We start from the raw sequence: 16,160 nt of genomic DNA on the forward strand, positions 1-16,160 counted from the left end.
CTCCGAACCTCCCCGCGCACGAACCCGTTCAGCCGCACTCGCTGTCCGCACCACGATCGAGGAGCCTTACGTGAAGAGAATGCCGACGATGCTGGCCAAGCTGGCCGCAGGCGCCGCGGCGATGATGCTCGTCACCATCGTCAACGCACCCCCGAGCTTCGCCGCACCGACACTGGAGGTCAGCCAGCTCGAGGGGCTGACCGACGGCCAGGTGCTGACCGTCAGCGGGGAGGGCTACGAGCCAGGCCTGTCCGGGATCGCGGTCGGGCAGTGCGTCGAGGGCTACGCCGGCCCCGCCGACTGCAACCTCCCCAACGGCTCGACGTTCCGCACCGCGGACGAGAACGGCTCGATCGGTGAGTTCACCGTGACCGTCAACGAGAAGTTCGGCGACCACGACTGCACGGTCGTGCAGTGCTACTTCGCCTCCGGCCCGATCCCGAACGCGGTGGACGAGGCGACCTACAAGGCCAACGTCGTCGAGCACAAGATCAGCTTCGGCGCGCCCGCGGCGCCCGCGGAGCCGGCCCCCGCCGAGCCGACGACGGCCCCCGCGGCCACCACGCCCACGACCGGCGGGACGGCGCTGCCGAAGACCGGTGGCGGCGACTCGATGCCCGTCGTGCTGCTCTCCGGCTCCGCGCTGCTGCTCCTCGGCCTCGGCGTGATCGTGGCCTTCCCGGGCCGCGGCCGGACCGGGGTCGCGCAGTGATCGCCGCGTCGTGGCACCGCCCGGTGGCGGCGTTCTTCGCGGCCACGGGCCTGGCGCTCGTCTCGCTGCCCGCGCTGGCCGCGCCTGCGACGGCAGCGGGACCTGCCTCGGCAGAGGTCACGTTCAGCAGCTGCCAGTTCCTCGGCTTCCCGTTTGACTACGACCCCCAGATCACTGTGGCCGCTCTCCATGCGGATGCGGCCAGCACCGACATCACCCTGGTGGCGGAAGTCGAGGATCTGCCCGGCGTCGCTCCGGTCCCGATGAAGGGCTACACCATGGACGCGACCTTGACCGTGTCCGTGGACGGCGCCGAGGTGGAGCTGAAGGGCGGTCACGCTCTCGCCGACTTGAAGCCCAAGGAGGTGATCCCCATCGCTGACCTGATCGGGAACGTCACCACCAGCAACCCGGCACTCGAGATCAGCGTCAGCAAGATCGCGTTCTCGACCTACGCGGGCGACCCGTCGAAGGCGATGACCGGAGAATGCGCGGTGACGTCACCCGTTGCGCTAGGGACGGCGACGGTAGAGATCGGAACCCCGCCGACGCCGACGCCCACCCCGACCCCGACGCCGACCCCCACCCCGACGCCGACTCCGACGCCCACGGATCCGCCGAAGGGCGGGGGCGGTGACAAGGGCGAGCCGGCCTCCGGCACTGTCGACTTCGAGTGCCTGCTGCAGGAGTTCAACTCCGACTTCAAGTACCCGGCGAAGATCACCGTCGCCGGTGCACGCGCCGCCGAGGATGACACCGAGGTCAAGCTGGCTGCCTCGATGAGCAAGATGCCCGGTATCGCGCCGGTGCCGATCGACGGGGTCGGCATGCGGGTCGAGCTCGACCTCGAGGTCGCCGGCGAGGCGACCACGCTCACCGGCGAGAACAGCCTGACGCTGGACACCTACGAGGAGATCCCGATGCCCTCGATGGCCGGCATGGTCGAGACCGATGCGGTGGAGGCGGAAGTCAAGGTCGTCGGCGCGGCCATCGAGACCGACGAGGTCGGCGGCACGTCGATCACCATCGGCTGTGAGGCGGAGAAGGTCCTGGGCAAGATGACCATCGGCGTCGGCGAGCTCGACGAGCCGGACGACGGCGACGACGGCAGCGGCGGCGGCACCACCACGCCCACGTCGGGTTCCACGCTGCCGCAGACCGGCGGCGGCGACTCGCTTCCCGTCATGGCGCTGTGGGCGACCGGTCTCACCCTGCTGGGCGCGGCCGCGCTCGTGCTGGTGCCGGGTGCGCGACGCAAGGTCGAGGCCTGAGGCCTCAGGCCTCGCTGAAGACGGCCGGCGCGAGCCTGCGGGGGCATGCGCCGGCAGGGCGGCACTGACGTTCCAGGCGTCGGCGTCGCCAGGGGCCGGGGTGGGGTCGGAGGACCCCCACCCCGGCCCTCCCTTTATTCCCGGGCCTTCGCCGAGTCGGCCCGAATGGCGCGCCGAGTCGGCCCGTGTGGTGCGCCGAGTCGGCCCGTGTGGTGCGCCGAGTCGGCCCGTGTGGTGCGCCGAGTCGGCCCGTGTGGTGCGGTGACTCGGCGCCATGGCGCCGCGGTCGCCGTACGCCATCGTGAGCCCGCCATTGGCGCCGACTCGGGCAACCATTGGCGCCGACTCGGGCAACCAGTGGCCCCGACTCGGGCAACCAGTGGCGCCGACTCGGGCAACCATTGGCGCCGACTCGGGGAGTACGCCGAACGGCCCCGGGCGGCGTTGTGTGCGCCGGCCGGGGCCGTTCGGGTGTGCGGGTGGTGCGGTGTCAGCTGCCGGCGGGGGCGACGAGGTCGCGGTACGCCGGGTCGAAGGAGCGGCTCGGGGTGAAGCCCGAGTCGATCAGCTTCTGCACCGAGATGGGCTTGGTGGGGCCCTCGATCTCGTTGCGGTACTCCAGCGCGGGGAGGCCCTGCTGCGCGGAGAGGGTGTCGAACAGCGTCGCGTTGGTCGGGCCGACCTCGGCGTGGGTGAGGTTGTAGACCCCCACCAGGCGCTCCTCGAGGGCGTGGACGACCGCGTCGGCGCAGTCCTCGACGTAGAGGCGGTAGAGCAGCGCGTCGCCGGAGAACGGCACCGAGCCGCCGAGGTAGTCGTGCGCCATCTTCACCTTGTCGGCGATCGGCGGGTCGCCCGCGCCGAAGATGTCGCCGCAGCGGAAGACCGAGACCCGGTCGCCCGCGGAGAGGTAGGCCTTCTCCATGAGCAGGAAGTTCGCCGGGCTCGGGTCGCCGGACTCGGTGGTCGGCGCGGTCTCGTCGACCACGTCGAGGTGGTTGGCGGCCGAGCCGTAGACCGAGAGCGAGGAGAGCGCGACGAGGTACGGCGTACCGGGCGCCGACACGACGTTCTCCGCGGTGTCGACCAGGATCTCCTTGTAGGTCTTCGCGCGCCCCTCGGGCGTCATCGACTGCGCGGCCGACGGGCCGGCGCTCACGACGACGGCGTCGGCCTCGGCGACGGCGGCGTGCACCGCATCGCGGTCGTTGCCGCGCAGGATGATCGCGTTGCCGAAGCGCTCGGTGAGCCCCTCGATCTTCGCCTCGGTCGTCGTGGTGACCGTGACCTCGTGGCCCAGGGCCTTGAGTCGGTCGGCGACTGCCGAGCCGACGAAGCCCGCCCCGATGATCAGGACCTTCATGCGGTTTCCTCCATCTGCTTGAAGCCGGCGCGGACCGCGACCAGCTCTTCGACCCGCTCGGCCCCGAGGAACTTCTTCGACAGCTCGTTCATGGGGTCGAGGGTGTATCCGTAGGTGCGCACCTGGTGGTCGCGGGCGCGCAGCGCGGCGCGCTCCTCGACCGGCGTCGCGACGGCGTCGCGCACCCAGCCGAGCCAGGTGTCGACGCGCTCGTTGACCGTCGCGCGCAGCGTCTCCACGACGTCGGCGGTGCGCTCGGCGACGTAGGAGTGGGCGACGGGGGAGAGGAAGGCGCGCATGTAGGTGCCGTGGCTGACCGACCAGGTGAACCGGTCGTCGCCGCGCAGCGCCAGGAACTTCTCGTTCTCCGGCTCGTAGTACGTCGCGAGGTAGTCGGGGTCGACCATCAGGTCGCGGCGGGCCACGAACTCGCTGTAGAAGAAGATCTGCGGGATCGTCCCGAACACGATGATCAGGTGCGGGACGTCGATCTGCGGACCGAGCCACACCTGCAGGTTCATGTCGAGGATCGAGTTCTTGCGGTTGCCGATCCAGGAGTGGACCAGCCACTCCGCGGTCGGGCCGTCGTTCGACAGGTCGCCGGCGAAGGTGTGCATCGCCCCCTCGTAGCCACCGTCGTCGGTGGACCAGTAGTCCAGTCCGGCGCTGGAGGGGTGGGCCTCCACCGGGAGCTCGGCGACGATGCGTTCCTTGGCCTCGCTCAGGATCTGCCAGAACTGCGCCCACAGCTCGGAGCTGTCGACGTCGGGTGACTCGGCGAGGAACTCGTGGATGGTCTTGGTCTGCGCACTGCTTCCGCTCACCCGCCGAACTCTATCTATATATGATCTATCTGACGAGAGGAACGCCGAATGATCGTGGTGGTGAGCCAGGCCTGGACCAAGCCCGGCGAGGAGCACGCGCAGGGCTACATCGCGTGCAACGAGGAGTTCGGCCGGTTCTTCCGCGACCACCCCGGCTTCCGGGGGCGCCGTCTCGTGCGCGGGGTCGAGGACCCCACCCACTTCACCCACCTGCGCTGGTTCGACTCGGTGGAGAGCTATGAGGAGTGCACGCGCGCCGAGGGATACGTCGAGCACACCCAGTTGATGTACGACCACCTGCGCCCCTACGACTCCTACCCCCGGGAGTACCTCGAGGTGGTCATCGACGAGGCGGGGCCGCTCGCGTGAGCGTCTTCGTCCTCGTCCACGGCGCGTTCCGCGGCGGCTGGGCCTGGCGGCGGGTCCGCCCGCTCCTCGTCGCGGCGGGGTACGACGTGCACGCGCCGAGCCTCCTCGGGGCCGGCGAGCGCGCGGCGTACGTCGGGGACGTCCGCGGCCTGGACAGCTGGGTCGACGACCTCGAGGCGCTGGTGGTGGTCGAGGACCTCCGGGACGTGGTGCTGGTCGGCCACAGCCAGGGCGGCCTGGTCACGACCGCGCTGGCGGCGCGGATCCCGCACCGGCTGCGCTGCGTGGTGCACCTCGACGCCGCCGTGCCGCGACCCGGCGAGCGCGCGATCGACCTGCTCGGCGCCGGCGGTCCCGTGCCCGAGCGCGGGGCGGTGGTCGCGCCCCGCCCGCTCGAGGCCGGCGGGGACCTCGACGAGGAGAGCGTCGCCTGGATGAACGCGCGCCTGTGCGCCACGCCGGTCGCTCCCTCCCTCGACCCGGTCCCGGCGGTGCCGGCGCAGGTGCCGCAGGTCTTCGCCTTCTGCGCCCGCACGCCCGACGGCTACCCCTCGCGGGTGACCCAGGCCCGGCGGGCGGCGGCGGGGGAGTGCGACGTCGTCCTCGACTGCGGCCACGACGCGCCGATGAGCGCCCCGGGGCTGGTGGCGCAGCTGCTGCTGGCGGCGGCACACGCGCCGGACGCCATACATCAGACATTTGAGGTCTCGCCCGGTTAGGCTGCGGGGCATGGCAGCACGATCCGAGCGCGGCACCGCGGGCGACGGCCCGGCGTACCGCACCCTCGCCGACACCCTGCGTGCGCAGATCCTCTCCGGGAAGCTGAAGTCCGGCGACCGGCTGCCGGCCGAGCCCGAGCTGTGCGAGATGTACGGCGTGTCGCGCAGCACCGTGCGCGAGGCGCTGCGCGCGCTCGCGACCGAGCAGCTGCTGGTCACCCGGCGCGGGGTCGCCGGCGGCTCCTTCGTGGCCGCGCCCCAGCCCGGCGACATCGCAGGGCTGGTGCAGTCCAGCCTCGCGCTGCTGACCGACGCCGACTCCGTCTCGGTCGAGTCGCTGCTGGAGGTCCGCGAGATGCTCGAGGTCCCAGCGGCCGGCCTCGCCGCCGCGCGCCACGCCGAGGAGCACCTCGCGCTGCTCGACGAGACCCTGTTCGATCCGCGCGGCGCCGACCCGGACGTGATGTTCGGGGCCAACCGCGACTTCCACGTCGGGCTGCTGCGCGCGGCGCGCAACCCGGTGCTGGAGGCGGTCACCGCCCCGATCTTCGGGGTCGTCTACGAGCGCTTCGTGCGCCGCCAGGCCCCCGAGCAGTTCTGGACCCGGGTCGACCACGACCACCGCGACATCCTCGACCGGGTGCGCGCCGGCGACGTCGCGGGCGCCGAGGAGGCCCAGCGTGCGCACCTCGGCGGCCTGCGCCCGACGTACGAGCGCATCGACCGCGAGCGGCGCGCCACCCGCGACTGACCGACCCTCGGACGGTCCGCCCCGGCCCTTGACGACGTAAACGTCAGACATTTAGGCTCGGCGCTGACATCGGATCGAGTGGAGGAGTACGTCGTGGGCGTGCAGGCAGGCTGGCAGGGACGGTTCTTCGAGGACTTCGAGATCGGGGACATCTACCAGCACCCGCTGGGGCGCACCGTCACCGAGGCCGACAACATCTCGTTCTCGCTGCTGACGATGAACACCAACCAGATGCACTTCAACAGCGAGTACGCCGCGAAGTCGGAGTTCGGCAAGCCGCTGGTCGTCTCCACCCTCACCGTCGCGATCGCGGTCGGGCAGAGCGTCACCGACCTGACCCAGAACGCGTTCGCCAACCTGGGCTGGGACGACATCAAGATGACCCACCCGGTCTTCGCCGGCGACACGCTCTACAGCGAGTCGGTCGTGCTGGAGAAGCGCGAGTCCTCGAGCCGTCCGCACGCCGGGATCGTGACCGTCAAGACCCGCACCCTGAACCAGACCGGCGACGAGGTCTGCTCGTTCAAGCGGATGTTCTACGTCTACAAGCGCGGCGCCGAGCAGCTGCAGGGGATCTTCCCGGAGGGCAAGAAGGCCCTCGTCGACGGCACCCCGCTGGCCGAGGGCTGAGCATGCGGATCACCTACGCCCCCTGGGGCGAGACGCTGGCCGAGCTGGCCGACGCCGCCCGGCGCGCCGAGGCGGCCGGCGCCGAGGTCGTCTGGGTGCCCGAGCTGCACCGCTCGGCGACCCTGAGCGCCGCGGCCATCGCCCAGGCCACCAGCACCGCCCAGGTCGGCACCGCGATCGCGCTGGCCTTCACCCGCAGCCCGATGGTGACCGCCCTCGAGGCGCTCGACCTCGACGAGATCTCCGGGGGCCGGTTCATCCTCGGCCTCGGCACCGGCGTGCAGCGCCTCAACGAGGACTGGCACAACGCCCGCTGGGGCAAGCCGGTCGGCCACCTGCGCGAGACCGTGCGCAACGTGCGGCACTTCTGGGAGACCTGCACGACGGGCGAGCAGATCAGCCTCGAGGGCGAGTACGAGCCGATGCGGATCCGCGGCTACGAGCGCCCCTTCCCGGTGCTGCGCACCGACATCCCGATCTACCTGGCCGCGATGGGCCCGGCGATGACCCGTCTCGCCGGTCGGATCGCGGACGGCTGGATCAGCCACGAGCTGTGCTCCCCGTCCTACCTCGAGCAGCGGATCCTGCCCGAGATCGACGCCGGCCTCGCCGCGGTCGAGGGGCGCCAGCGCTCCGACATCGAGCTCGTCGTCTCCGCCTGCTGCTCGGTGGACCCGGACACGGCGGCGGCCAAGCGCCGCGTCGCCGGCCTGGTCGGCTTCTACGCCAGTGTGCGGACCTACGCGGACTTCTTCGAGTTCCACGGGCTCGGCGAGCAGCAGCAGGGCGTCATCGAGGCGTTCCGCTCCGGCCAGGGCGCCGACTACCTCGCGGAGTCGGTCAGCGACGAGATGGTCGACGCGCTCACCCTCAACGGCGACCCGGACCAGGTCGCCGAGCAGATCGCGGCGTACGAGGGCAAGGCGGACGCCGTCAAGCTCAGCCCGCCGACCCACGGCATCGCGGCGGCGGAGACCCGCACCGCCCAGGACCGCATCATCGACCTGATCAGCATGATCACAGGAGGCCGTCAGTGAAGCCGCTCCAGGACGTCCGCATCATCTCCCTCGAGCAGTACGGCGCCGGCCCGTTCGGCAGCGTGCACCTCGCCGACCTCGGCGCCGAGGTCATCAAGATCGAGGACCCGAGCGTCGGCGGCGACGTCGGGCGCTACGTGCCGCCGTACTTCGAGGAGGAGGACTCGCTCTTCTTCGAGACCTTCAACCGGAACAAGAAGTCGATCTCGCTCGACATCAAGACGCCTGCGGGTCGGGCGGTCTTCGAGGACCTGGTCCGCAACGCCGACGCCGTCTACTCCAACCTGCGCGGCGACGTGCCGGAGAAGATCGGCATCACCTACGACCAGCTCAAGCACCTCAACCCCGCGATCGTGTGCTGCTCGCTGACCGGGTTCGGCATGACCGGCCCGCGCAAGAAGGAGCCCGGCTACGACTACGTGCTCCAGGGCCTGGCCGGCTGGATGGAGCTGACCGGCGAGCCGGACGGCCCGCCGACCAAGTCCGGCCTCTCGCTCGTCGACTTCTCCGGCGGGTACGTCGCCGCGCTGTCGCTGCTCTCCGGCCTGCACGCCGCGCGCCGCGACGGCGTCGGCATGGACTGCGACGTGAGCCTCTACGACACCGCCATGTCGATGCTGACCTACCCGGCCACCTGGCACATGAACGCGGGCTACACCCCGCAGCGCATCAGCCACTCCGCGCACCCCTCGCTGGTGCCGTTCCAGGCCTTCGAGGCCTCCGACGGCTGGTTCATCGTGGGCTGCGCCAAGGAGAAGTTCTGGGTGCGTCTGGCTGAGGTCATCGGCCACCCCGAGTGGGCGACGCCCGACTCGAAGTTCGCGACCTTCTCGCTGCGCCAGCAGCACCAGGCCGAGCTGACCGGGCTGCTCGAGGACATCTTCAAGACCGAGACCGTGGACCACTGGCTGTCGCTGTGCTACCCGGCCTCGATCCCGTGCGGGCCGATCAACGACGTGGAGGCGGCGCTGAAGGAGCCGCACACGATCGCGCGCAACCTGATCGTCGAGACCGAGCACCCCCGCTACGGCACGGTGCGCCAGGTCGCCTCCCCGGTGCGGGTCGGCGCAGAGCTCCCGACGTACGTCCGGGCGCCGCAGCGCAACGAGCACTTCGACCAGGTCCTCACCGAGGTCGCCGGCTACGACCAGGAGAAGATCGTCGAGCTCAAGGCGGCCGGCGCGTTCGGCCCGGTCGCCCCCGAGGGCACGGCCTGATGATCGCGCCGCAGCTCGCGGCCTGGGCGGTGGGGCCGCTCAGCATCCCCGACGAGGTCACCCACGCCGCGCTGCGGCACCTGCTCGACGGTCTCGGCAACGCGGTGGCCGGCGCTCGCGCCGGCGCCGCGCTGCCGGCGCTCACCGTGGCCACCGGCCTCGGCGGCCCGGCCGAGGCCACCATCCTCGGTACGACGACCCGCGTCTCCGCGCCCGCGGCCGGCCTGGCCAACGGCACCCTGGTCCACGCCCTCGACTTCGACGACACCCACGCCGGCGGACTGGTGCACTCCACCGCCGTCGTGCTGCCCGCCGCGCTCGCGGTGGGGGAGCAGGTGGGCGCCAGCGGGCGCGAGGTCCTCGAGGCCGCGGTCGTGGGCTACGAGATCGCCTGCCGGGTCGCGGCCGCAGCCCCCAACGGCTTCCACGCCGGCGGCCTGCACGCCACGATGGTGGCCGGGGTGTTCTCCTCGGCCGCGGTCGCCGCGCGGCTGATGGGCCTCGACGCCGCCACCACCACCCACGCGCTCGGCATCGCCGGCAGCCAGGCCGGCGGCCTGCTCGCCTTCCTCGCGACCGGCGCCAGCACCAAGCAGCTGCACCCCGGCTTCGCCTCGCAGTCCGGCATCCTCGCGGCCCGCCTCGCGGCCGCCGGGGCGACCGGCCCGGAGACGGTCTTCGACGGCCCGCACGGCGTGTACGACGCGCTGGCCCCGGCCTCCGTCGTCGCGGGCCGGGTGGACCGCGACGTGCTGCTGCGCGACCTGGGCAGCAGCGACCCCGCAGGGTGGGAGACCACCCGGATCGGGATCAAGCCGTGGCCGACCTGCCAGCTGGCGCACGTGAGCATGGCGGCCGCGCAGCTCGCGCTCGCCGACTCCGGCGCCGGGGCCGCCGACATCCTCGCGCTGCGGGCCCGGGTCCACCCGGACTCGGCGTCGGTCGTCTGCGCCGCCGACCGCGACCTGACCCGGCCCGCCAGCGGGTACGCCGCGAAGTTCTCGCTGCCCTGGAGCGTGGCCGCGATCCTGATCGACGGCACCGTCGGCGTCGACACCTACGCCGAGACCAACCTGGCCCGCACCGACATCGCCGAGCTCGCCGCGCGGGTCACCTGGGAGACCACCGCCGGGACCGGCGTCGCCGCCGATGCCGCCGGCGACGTGGAGATCACCCTCCGCGACGACCGCACGGTCGTCGGCCGCCTCGAGCGCAGCCCCGGCGGCGGGTCCAACCCGCTGTCCGAGGAGGAGCTGGCCACCAAGTTCGCCGGCAACGTCGGCGAGCTCGCCGAGGACCTGGCGAGCGCCGTGCGCGCCCTGCCGGACGCCGCCGACCTGACCCTGCTCCTGACCCTGGCCGCCCGGGCGGTCACGGACCCCGACTCCTCGTCCTCTTCCTCATCCAGCCTGGAGGCACCCGCATGACCCTGTCCGCCATCAAGCCCGCCGAGTTCCCCTGGTTCCCCTACGAGGGCTTCACCTTCTGCCTCGGCCTGTCCGAGGGCGACGCGGCCTGGACGTCCGGGCACACCTCGGCGCGCCACGACCCCGCGGTCGGCAAGATGACCGTCTCGGGGACCATGGAGGAGCAGTCGCGGATCGCCTACGAGAAGTGCCTGACCATCCTCGCCGGCGCCGGGTTCGGCCCCGAGGACGTCACCCGGGTCACCGAGAACGTCACCCTGGCCGGCCTGCACGAGTACGAGACCACCGCGGCCGTGCGCCGCGAGGTCTTCGGCTCCCACGAGCCGACCGTGCGCACCGTGGTCGTGGAGCGCCTGGTGCGCCGGGCCGCCTGGCTCGAGGTCGAGCTGCACGCGGTCAAGGGCGGCGGCGAGCAGCTGCGCGTGGCCAGCGAGGCCCGCGACGCCGGCACCTGGGTCGCCTCGCCGATCACCGAGGGCCACGACGGCACCGTCTACCTGCCCACGATGATCCCGGTGGACGCCGCCGGCGAGGTGGTGCACCCCGGCGACTTCGCCGCCCAGTACCGCTACTGCCTCGAGCAGGCCGGCGTGCTGCTGGAGCAGGTCGGGCTGAGCCTCGACCACGCGGTCACCACCTACGACTACTCCACCCCCGACACCCGGGCGGAGTACCGCAAGACCCACCGGGTCCGCAAGGAGCTGCTCGGCAACAACGAGGGCGGCGTCTACCCCGGCGCCGGCGGCATCCTGATGAGCCGCCTGCACAAGCCCGGCCAGCTGGTCGCCATCGACGTGACCGCCTCGCGCCACCCGCTCGAGCTGGTCAACCCCGGCTGGAGCCGCTACGACACCCTCACCTACGCCCCCGGCGTGAAGGCGGGCCGCACCCTGTTCATGTCCGGCTTCGCAGCCCTCGACATGGAGACCCAGGAGGCGCTGCACCCCGGCGACATCGGCGCCCAGGCCGAGGTCACCTTCGAGGCGATCCTGCACCTGCTCAAGCACGCCGGGCTGGACGCCAGCCACCTGCTGGAGACCACCGAGTACTGCGTGGAGTCGGCGATCCCGGACTACCGCGCCGTGGCCGGGGTGCGCGAGCGCCTGCTCCAGTCGCCGTGGCCGGCCTCCACCGGTGCCATCTGCCAGGGCCTGCTGCGCCCGGAGTTCCTGCTCGAGGTCTTCCCGCTGGCGCTGTACCCGGAGAACCACGAGGCGGGCCGATGACCGTCTCGCTGCTCACCGACGAGGTCCGCGCCCTCGAGGGCCGCACCAAGGTCTACACCGCACCGGAGCCGTTCGGCGCCGCGTCGGGCCGCTACTTCGGCCTCGCGATCGGCGACGACAACCCGCTGTACTCCGACCCCGAGTACGCCCGCGCGCAGGGTCTCGAGGGCGTCACCGCGCCGCTGACCCTGGTCTGCGAGACCAACCAGTACGCCGGCCTGCCGATGGACCACGAGGGGTACGCCGGGCACACCTGGGACCTCGACATCCCGAACAGCCGGCAGGTCCGCGGCGGCAACAAGTACACCTTCCACCGCCGCATCCGCCCCGAGGACGTGGTCACCGCGACCTGGCGGATCGCCTCGGTGAACGAGAAGGTGACCGGCTCGGGCAACGCGATGCTGATCATCGCCTCGACCGCGACCTACACCAACCAGGACGGCGAGCTGCTGGCCGAGAACGCGGAGACGATCATCTTCGTCTCCCTCGCGAGCGGCGGAGCGGAGCGACGAGCATGAGCGACACCTTCCCGACCACCTTCGTCGACCACGCGAGCCTCGCCGTCGGCGACGTCGTCGCCCCGCTGGAGCGCACCATCGGCCTGACCGACATGGTCGCCTACGCCGGGGCCACCTGGGACTGGCACAAGCTGCACTACGACACGGCGTACGTCGCGGAGAAGGGGCTGCCCGGCCCCATCGTCGACGGCCAGGTGTACGGCGCGCTGCTGGTCGAGATGCTCCAGGACTGGCTCGGCCCGCAGTCGTTCGTGCACGAGCTGGAGTTCACCTTCCGCAACCTGGTCTTCGTCGGCGAGCGGCTGCGGTGCACCGGCACGGTCACCGAGGTCTCCGGCGAGGAGCAGGACCGCCGGGTCACCGTGGAGATGAAGGTCGTCGTGGTGGCCGAGGACGGCACCGACGGACGGGCCGCGGCCGCGCCGGCGAAGGCCGTCGTGCTCCTCGGCACGCCCGACGGACCCGGGGCGTCGCAGTGAGCGCCGCCCGGGGGAGCGGCGTCGCGATCGTCGGCGCCGCGGAGTGCGACCTCGGCGTCACCGACTCCTCCATCCTCACCCTCCAGAGCCAGGCGGTCACCCGCGCGCTCGCCGACGCCGGGCTGACCCTGGCCGACGTCGACGGCATCGCGACCACCGGGGTCTCCCGGTTCTCCGCGACCCAGCTGGCCGACTACTTCGGGATCGTGCCGACCTGGACCGACTCCACCTTCGCCGGCGGCAGCGCGTTCGAGATGTTCGTCGCCCGCGCGGCGCAGGCGATCGAGGCCGGCCAGGCCAGCGTCGTGGTGATCTCCTTCGCCTCCAACCAGCGCTCGGCACGCTCGCGCAAGCTGGGCGGCGTCCACGAGCCGTGGATCCCCGAGGCGCAGTTCGAGGAGCCCTACGACATGCTCTACCCGCTGTCGTACTACGCGATGGCGGCGCAGAGCTACCTGCACCGCTACGGCGGCACCCGCGAGCAGCTCGCCGAGGTCGCGATCGCCGCGCGGGAGTGGGCGCTGCTCAACCCGAAGGCGTTCCGCCACGGCAAGGGCTCGCTGAGCGTCTCCGACGTCCTCGGCTCCACGATGATCTCCTCCCCGCTCACCGCGGCCGACTGCTGCCTGGTCACCGACGGCGGCGGCGCGATCGTGCTGACCTCATTGGAGCGGGCCCGCGACCTCAAGCAGGCGCCGGTCCAGGTGCTCGGCTACGGCGAGCGCACCACGAACACCTCCTTCACCGCGGTCGCCGACCTGTCGGTCCCCGGCGCCCGGGGCGCGGTGCAGGACGCCTACGCCCGCGCCGGCATCACGGCGGCCGACGTCGACGTCGCCGAGGTCTACGACTCCTTCACCATCACCGCGGCCCTCAGCGTCGAGGCGCTCGGGCTCTGCGGGGAGGGCGAGGCGCTCGACTTCATCGCCGACGGCCGGATCCGTCCCGGTGGCTCGCACCCGCTGAACACCAACGGCGGGGGGCTGTCCTACTGCCACCCCGGCCAGTACGGCGTGCTCCTGCTCGTCGAGGCCGTCCGCCAGCTGCGCGGCGAGTGCGGCGCGCGGCAGGTGCCGGGTGCCGAGATCGCCGTCGCCCACGGCACCGGCGGGATCCTGTCGACCCACGCGACCGTCGTCCTGGGAGGTTCGCGATGAGCGACATGACCGTGAGCACCGACTGGACCCCCGGCGAGGTCCCGCCTGCCGACGAGAACAGCGCGGCGTACTGGGACGCCACCCGCGCGCACCGGCTCACCGTGCAGTCCTGCACCGCCTGCGGCGCCGTCCAGCATCCGCCGCGCGCGCTGTGCACCGGGTGCGGCTCGATGGAGCACCTCACCCAGGTCGACGCGGCCGGCACCGGCACCGTCGACACCTTCACCGTCGTGCACCGGGCCCCGCGCCCGGAGCTGAACGCGCCGTACACCGTCGCGCGGGTGCGCCTGGCCGAGGGGCCGGTCGTGCTGACCCGCCTCGAGCCGGCCGAGCCCGGCGAGACCGGCTGGCGCATCGGCGACCCGGTCGCCGTCGCGTGGGCCGACCTGCCCGACGGCCGCGCCCTGCCGTACTACACCGCACCCACCCCGGACCCGTCCGGCACCACCAGCAAGGAGCACTGATGGACTTCCAGCTCGACGAGGACCAGCGCGAGTTCAAGGCGCTGCTGCGCCAGTTCGTCGACAACGAGATCGTCCCGGTCGCCCGCGAGTGGGAGCAGGCCGGGCGCTACCCGACCGAGATCGTCGAGGGCATGAAGGACATGGGCCTGTTCGGCATCACGGTGCCCGAGGAGTACGGCGGCCTCGACCTCGACCCGGTCGCCTTCGCCCTGGTCTTCGAGGAGATCGCGCGCGGCTGGATGGGCATCGCCGGCATCCTCGGCAGCCACTCGCTGGCCTGCCGTCTGATCTCGATGCACGGCACCGAGGAGCAGAAGCAGAAGTACCTCCCCGACCTCGCCACCGGCAAGCGCCGCACCGGCATCGGCCTCACCGAGCCCGACGCCGGCACCGACCTCCAGGGCATCCGCACCACCGCCCGCCTCGAGGGCGACCACTACGTCGTCAACGGCGCCAAGATGTGGATCACCAACGCCCGCTACGCCGACCCGCTGCCGGTCCTGGTCAAGACCGACCCGACCGCCTCGCCGGCCCACAAGGGCATGAGCGTGCTGCTCATCGAGGCCGGCACCCCCGGCTTCGAGGTCACCAAGGACATCCCGAAGCTCGGCTACAAGGGCACCGAGTCCTGCGAGATCCTGCTCGACAACGTCAAGGTGCCGGTCAGCCAGCTCGTCGGCGGCGTCGAGGGCCGCGGCATGCAGCAGGTCCTCTCCGCCCTGGAGTGGGGCCGGGTCAACATCGCGGCCCGCTCGGTCGGCATCGCCCAGCGCGCCCACGACGAGGCGCTCGCCTACGCCCAGGAGCGCAAGGCGTTCGGCCAGCCGATCTCCGACTTCCAGGCCATCCAGCTCAAGCTTGGCGAGCTCGGCACCCAGGTCCAGGCCGCGCGCCTGATGGCCTACTGGGCCGCCGACGCCGTGCGCAGCGGCCGCGCCGACGGCGCCACCGGCATGGCGAAGATCTTCTGCTCCGAGGTCGCGCTCCAGGCCGCCATCGACTCGATGAAGGTGCACGGCGGCTACGGCTACTCCACCGAGTTCGAGGTCGAGCGGCTCTACCGCGACTCGATCCTGATGAGCATCGGCGAGGGCACCAACGACATCCTGCGCACCGTCGTGGCGAAGTCGCTGATCAAGAAGGAGACGATCGTTGGCTGAGTCGACTGCCCCGCTTGCCCGCTCGGCGCTCTACGTCCCGGGCGATGCGCCCGACAAGCTGCGCAAGGCGCTCGACCGCGGCGCCGACGAGCTGATCGTCGACCTCGAGGACGCCGTGCTGCCGGCCAACAAGCCGCTGGCCCGCGACATCGTCGCGACCTGGCTCGAGGGCCTGCCCGAGACCGACACCCGGGTCTGGGTGCGGATCAACCCGGGCGCCGAGCGCGAGCTCGACGTCCGCGCCGTGGCCGGCTGCGCCGGCCTGGCCGGGCTCGCGGTCGCCAAGACGGAGTCGGCCCAGGAGCTGGTCGAGCTCGACGCGCTGCTCACCGAGCTGGGCTCGGAGGTCCGCGTCGTACCGCTGCTGGAGAGCGCCCACGCGATCCTCGCGGCCCGCGAGATCGCGGCCGCGCCGCGCGTGCAGCGCATCCAGATCGGCGAGGCCGACCTCTCCGCCGACGTCGGCATCACCGCCGGCCCGGACGAGCGCGAGCTGCTCTTCGCCCGCAGCCAGGTCGTGTTCGCCTCGGCGGCGGCCGGGATCGCCCCGCCGATCGCCCCGGTCTCGGTGGAGTTCCGCGACCTCGACGCCTTCCGCGCCTCGACCGAGGCCGCGGCCCGGCTCGGGTTCGTCGGTCGCGCGTGCATCCACCCCGCGCAGGTGGCGGTGGCCAACGAGGTCTTCACGCCCAGCCCGGAGCAGGTCGAGAAGGCCACGGCACTGCTGGCCCGCTTCGACGGGGCGGACGCCGTCGGCGTCGACGCGGACGGGCGGTTCGTGGACGAGGCGGTGCTGCGCCAGGCGCGCCTGGTGCTCGCGCGCGTGCGCTGACCCG

The 16,160-nt window shown here is 72.2% G+C and carries 18 protein-coding genes; 16 read left to right on the top strand and 2 right to left on the bottom strand.

The window, feature by feature from the left end:
• The first annotated feature begins 79 nt into the window (after nt 1-79).
• Entirely contained in the window at nt 80-712 is a 633-nt protein-coding gene (locus tag HOQ23_RS12930) for a neocarzinostatin apoprotein domain-containing protein (RefSeq protein ID WP_253945508.1), read from the top strand.
• A complete protein-coding gene (locus tag HOQ23_RS12935) occupies nt 709-1,983 on the top strand; it encodes a hypothetical protein (protein WP_172214909.1) in 1,275 nt (424 codons plus the stop codon). Before HOQ23_RS12930 ends, HOQ23_RS12935 begins: the two co-directional genes overlap by 4 nt.
• A 490-nt stretch (nt 1,984-2,473) precedes the next feature.
• On the opposite strand, the gene HOQ23_RS12940 is transcribed toward HOQ23_RS12935, so the two are convergent.
• On the bottom strand, nt 2,474-3,346 hold the full coding sequence (locus HOQ23_RS12940; protein ID WP_172215021.1) for an NAD(P)-dependent oxidoreductase: 873 nt from the start codon (nt 3,344-3,346) through the stop codon (nt 2,474-2,476).
• Nucleotides 3,343-4,170 carry a hypothetical protein gene (locus HOQ23_RS12945; RefSeq protein ID WP_172215022.1) on the bottom strand — a complete coding sequence of 276 codons (828 nt, stop codon included), beginning with the start codon at nt 4,168-4,170 and terminating at the stop codon, nt 3,343-3,345. Before HOQ23_RS12945 ends, HOQ23_RS12940 begins: the two co-directional genes overlap by 4 nt.
• 48 nt (nt 4,171-4,218) lie before the next feature.
• Between HOQ23_RS12945 and HOQ23_RS12950 the strand changes: the two genes are divergently transcribed.
• The 14 genes from HOQ23_RS12950 (at nt 4,219) to HOQ23_RS13015 (ending at nt 16,156) form a co-directional block, all read left to right on the top strand.
• Nucleotides 4,219-4,539: an antibiotic biosynthesis monooxygenase gene (locus tag HOQ23_RS12950; protein ID WP_172215023.1), complete on the top strand. Its 321-nt coding sequence runs from the start codon at nt 4,219-4,221 to the stop codon at nt 4,537-4,539.
• Nucleotides 4,536-5,258 (top strand): alpha/beta fold hydrolase, encoded by a 723-nt coding sequence (locus HOQ23_RS12955; protein ID WP_172215024.1) that lies wholly within the window; start codon nt 4,536-4,538, stop codon nt 5,256-5,258. The genes HOQ23_RS12950 and HOQ23_RS12955 overlap by 4 nt, the downstream gene beginning before the upstream one ends.
• 10 nt (nt 5,259-5,268) lie before the next feature.
• The gene (locus HOQ23_RS12960; protein WP_172215025.1) at nt 5,269-6,009 is read left to right on the top strand and encodes a FadR/GntR family transcriptional regulator; all 741 of its coding nucleotides are present in this window, start codon (nt 5,269-5,271) and stop codon (nt 6,007-6,009) included.
• A gap of 93 nt (nt 6,010-6,102) precedes the next feature.
• A complete protein-coding gene (locus HOQ23_RS12965) occupies nt 6,103-6,639 on the top strand; it encodes a MaoC family dehydratase (protein ID WP_153322387.1) in 537 nt (178 codons plus the stop codon).
• Nucleotides 6,640-6,641: 2 nt separating this feature from the next.
• A complete protein-coding gene (locus HOQ23_RS12970) occupies nt 6,642-7,676 on the top strand; it encodes an LLM class flavin-dependent oxidoreductase (protein WP_172215026.1) in 1,035 nt (344 codons plus the stop codon).
• Nucleotides 7,673-8,893, top strand: a complete 1,221-nt coding sequence (locus HOQ23_RS12975; protein WP_172215027.1) for a CoA transferase — start codon at nt 7,673-7,675, stop codon at nt 8,891-8,893. The genes HOQ23_RS12970 and HOQ23_RS12975 overlap by 4 nt, the downstream gene beginning before the upstream one ends.
• Complete coding sequence (locus tag HOQ23_RS12980) at nt 8,893-10,320, top strand: MmgE/PrpD family protein (protein WP_172215028.1); 1,428 nt, start codon at nt 8,893-8,895, stop codon at nt 10,318-10,320. The genes HOQ23_RS12975 and HOQ23_RS12980 overlap by 1 nt, the downstream gene beginning before the upstream one ends.
• Nucleotides 10,317-11,546: a RidA family protein gene (locus HOQ23_RS12985; RefSeq protein WP_172215029.1), complete on the top strand. Its 1,230-nt coding sequence runs from the start codon at nt 10,317-10,319 to the stop codon at nt 11,544-11,546. Before HOQ23_RS12980 ends, HOQ23_RS12985 begins: the two co-directional genes overlap by 4 nt.
• Nucleotides 11,543-12,064 (top strand): MaoC family dehydratase N-terminal domain-containing protein, encoded by a 522-nt coding sequence (locus HOQ23_RS12990; protein ID WP_172215030.1) that lies wholly within the window; start codon nt 11,543-11,545, stop codon nt 12,062-12,064. The genes HOQ23_RS12985 and HOQ23_RS12990 overlap by 4 nt, the downstream gene beginning before the upstream one ends.
• Nucleotides 12,061-12,543, top strand: a complete 483-nt coding sequence (locus HOQ23_RS12995) for a MaoC/PaaZ C-terminal domain-containing protein (protein ID WP_172215031.1) — start codon at nt 12,061-12,063, stop codon at nt 12,541-12,543. The genes HOQ23_RS12990 and HOQ23_RS12995 overlap by 4 nt, the downstream gene beginning before the upstream one ends.
• Nucleotides 12,540-13,700, top strand: a complete 1,161-nt coding sequence (locus tag HOQ23_RS13000) for an acetyl-CoA acetyltransferase (RefSeq protein WP_172215032.1) — start codon at nt 12,540-12,542, stop codon at nt 13,698-13,700. Before HOQ23_RS12995 ends, HOQ23_RS13000 begins: the two co-directional genes overlap by 4 nt.
• The gene (locus HOQ23_RS13005; RefSeq protein ID WP_253945476.1) at nt 13,697-14,164 is read left to right on the top strand and encodes a Zn-ribbon domain-containing OB-fold protein; all 468 of its coding nucleotides are present in this window, start codon (nt 13,697-13,699) and stop codon (nt 14,162-14,164) included. The genes HOQ23_RS13000 and HOQ23_RS13005 overlap by 4 nt, the downstream gene beginning before the upstream one ends.
• Nucleotides 14,164-15,324, top strand: a complete 1,161-nt coding sequence (locus HOQ23_RS13010; protein WP_172215033.1) for an acyl-CoA dehydrogenase family protein — start codon at nt 14,164-14,166, stop codon at nt 15,322-15,324. The genes HOQ23_RS13005 and HOQ23_RS13010 overlap by 1 nt, the downstream gene beginning before the upstream one ends.
• A complete protein-coding gene (locus tag HOQ23_RS13015; RefSeq protein ID WP_172215034.1) occupies nt 15,317-16,156 on the top strand; it encodes a CoA ester lyase in 840 nt (279 codons plus the stop codon). The genes HOQ23_RS13010 and HOQ23_RS13015 overlap by 8 nt, the downstream gene beginning before the upstream one ends.
• Nucleotides 16,157-16,160 lie beyond the last annotated feature (4 nt).

Source organism: Nocardioides sp. zg-DK7169 (genome assembly GCF_013155365.1).
GTDB lineage: Bacteria > Actinomycetota > Actinomycetes > Propionibacteriales > Nocardioidaceae > Nocardioides.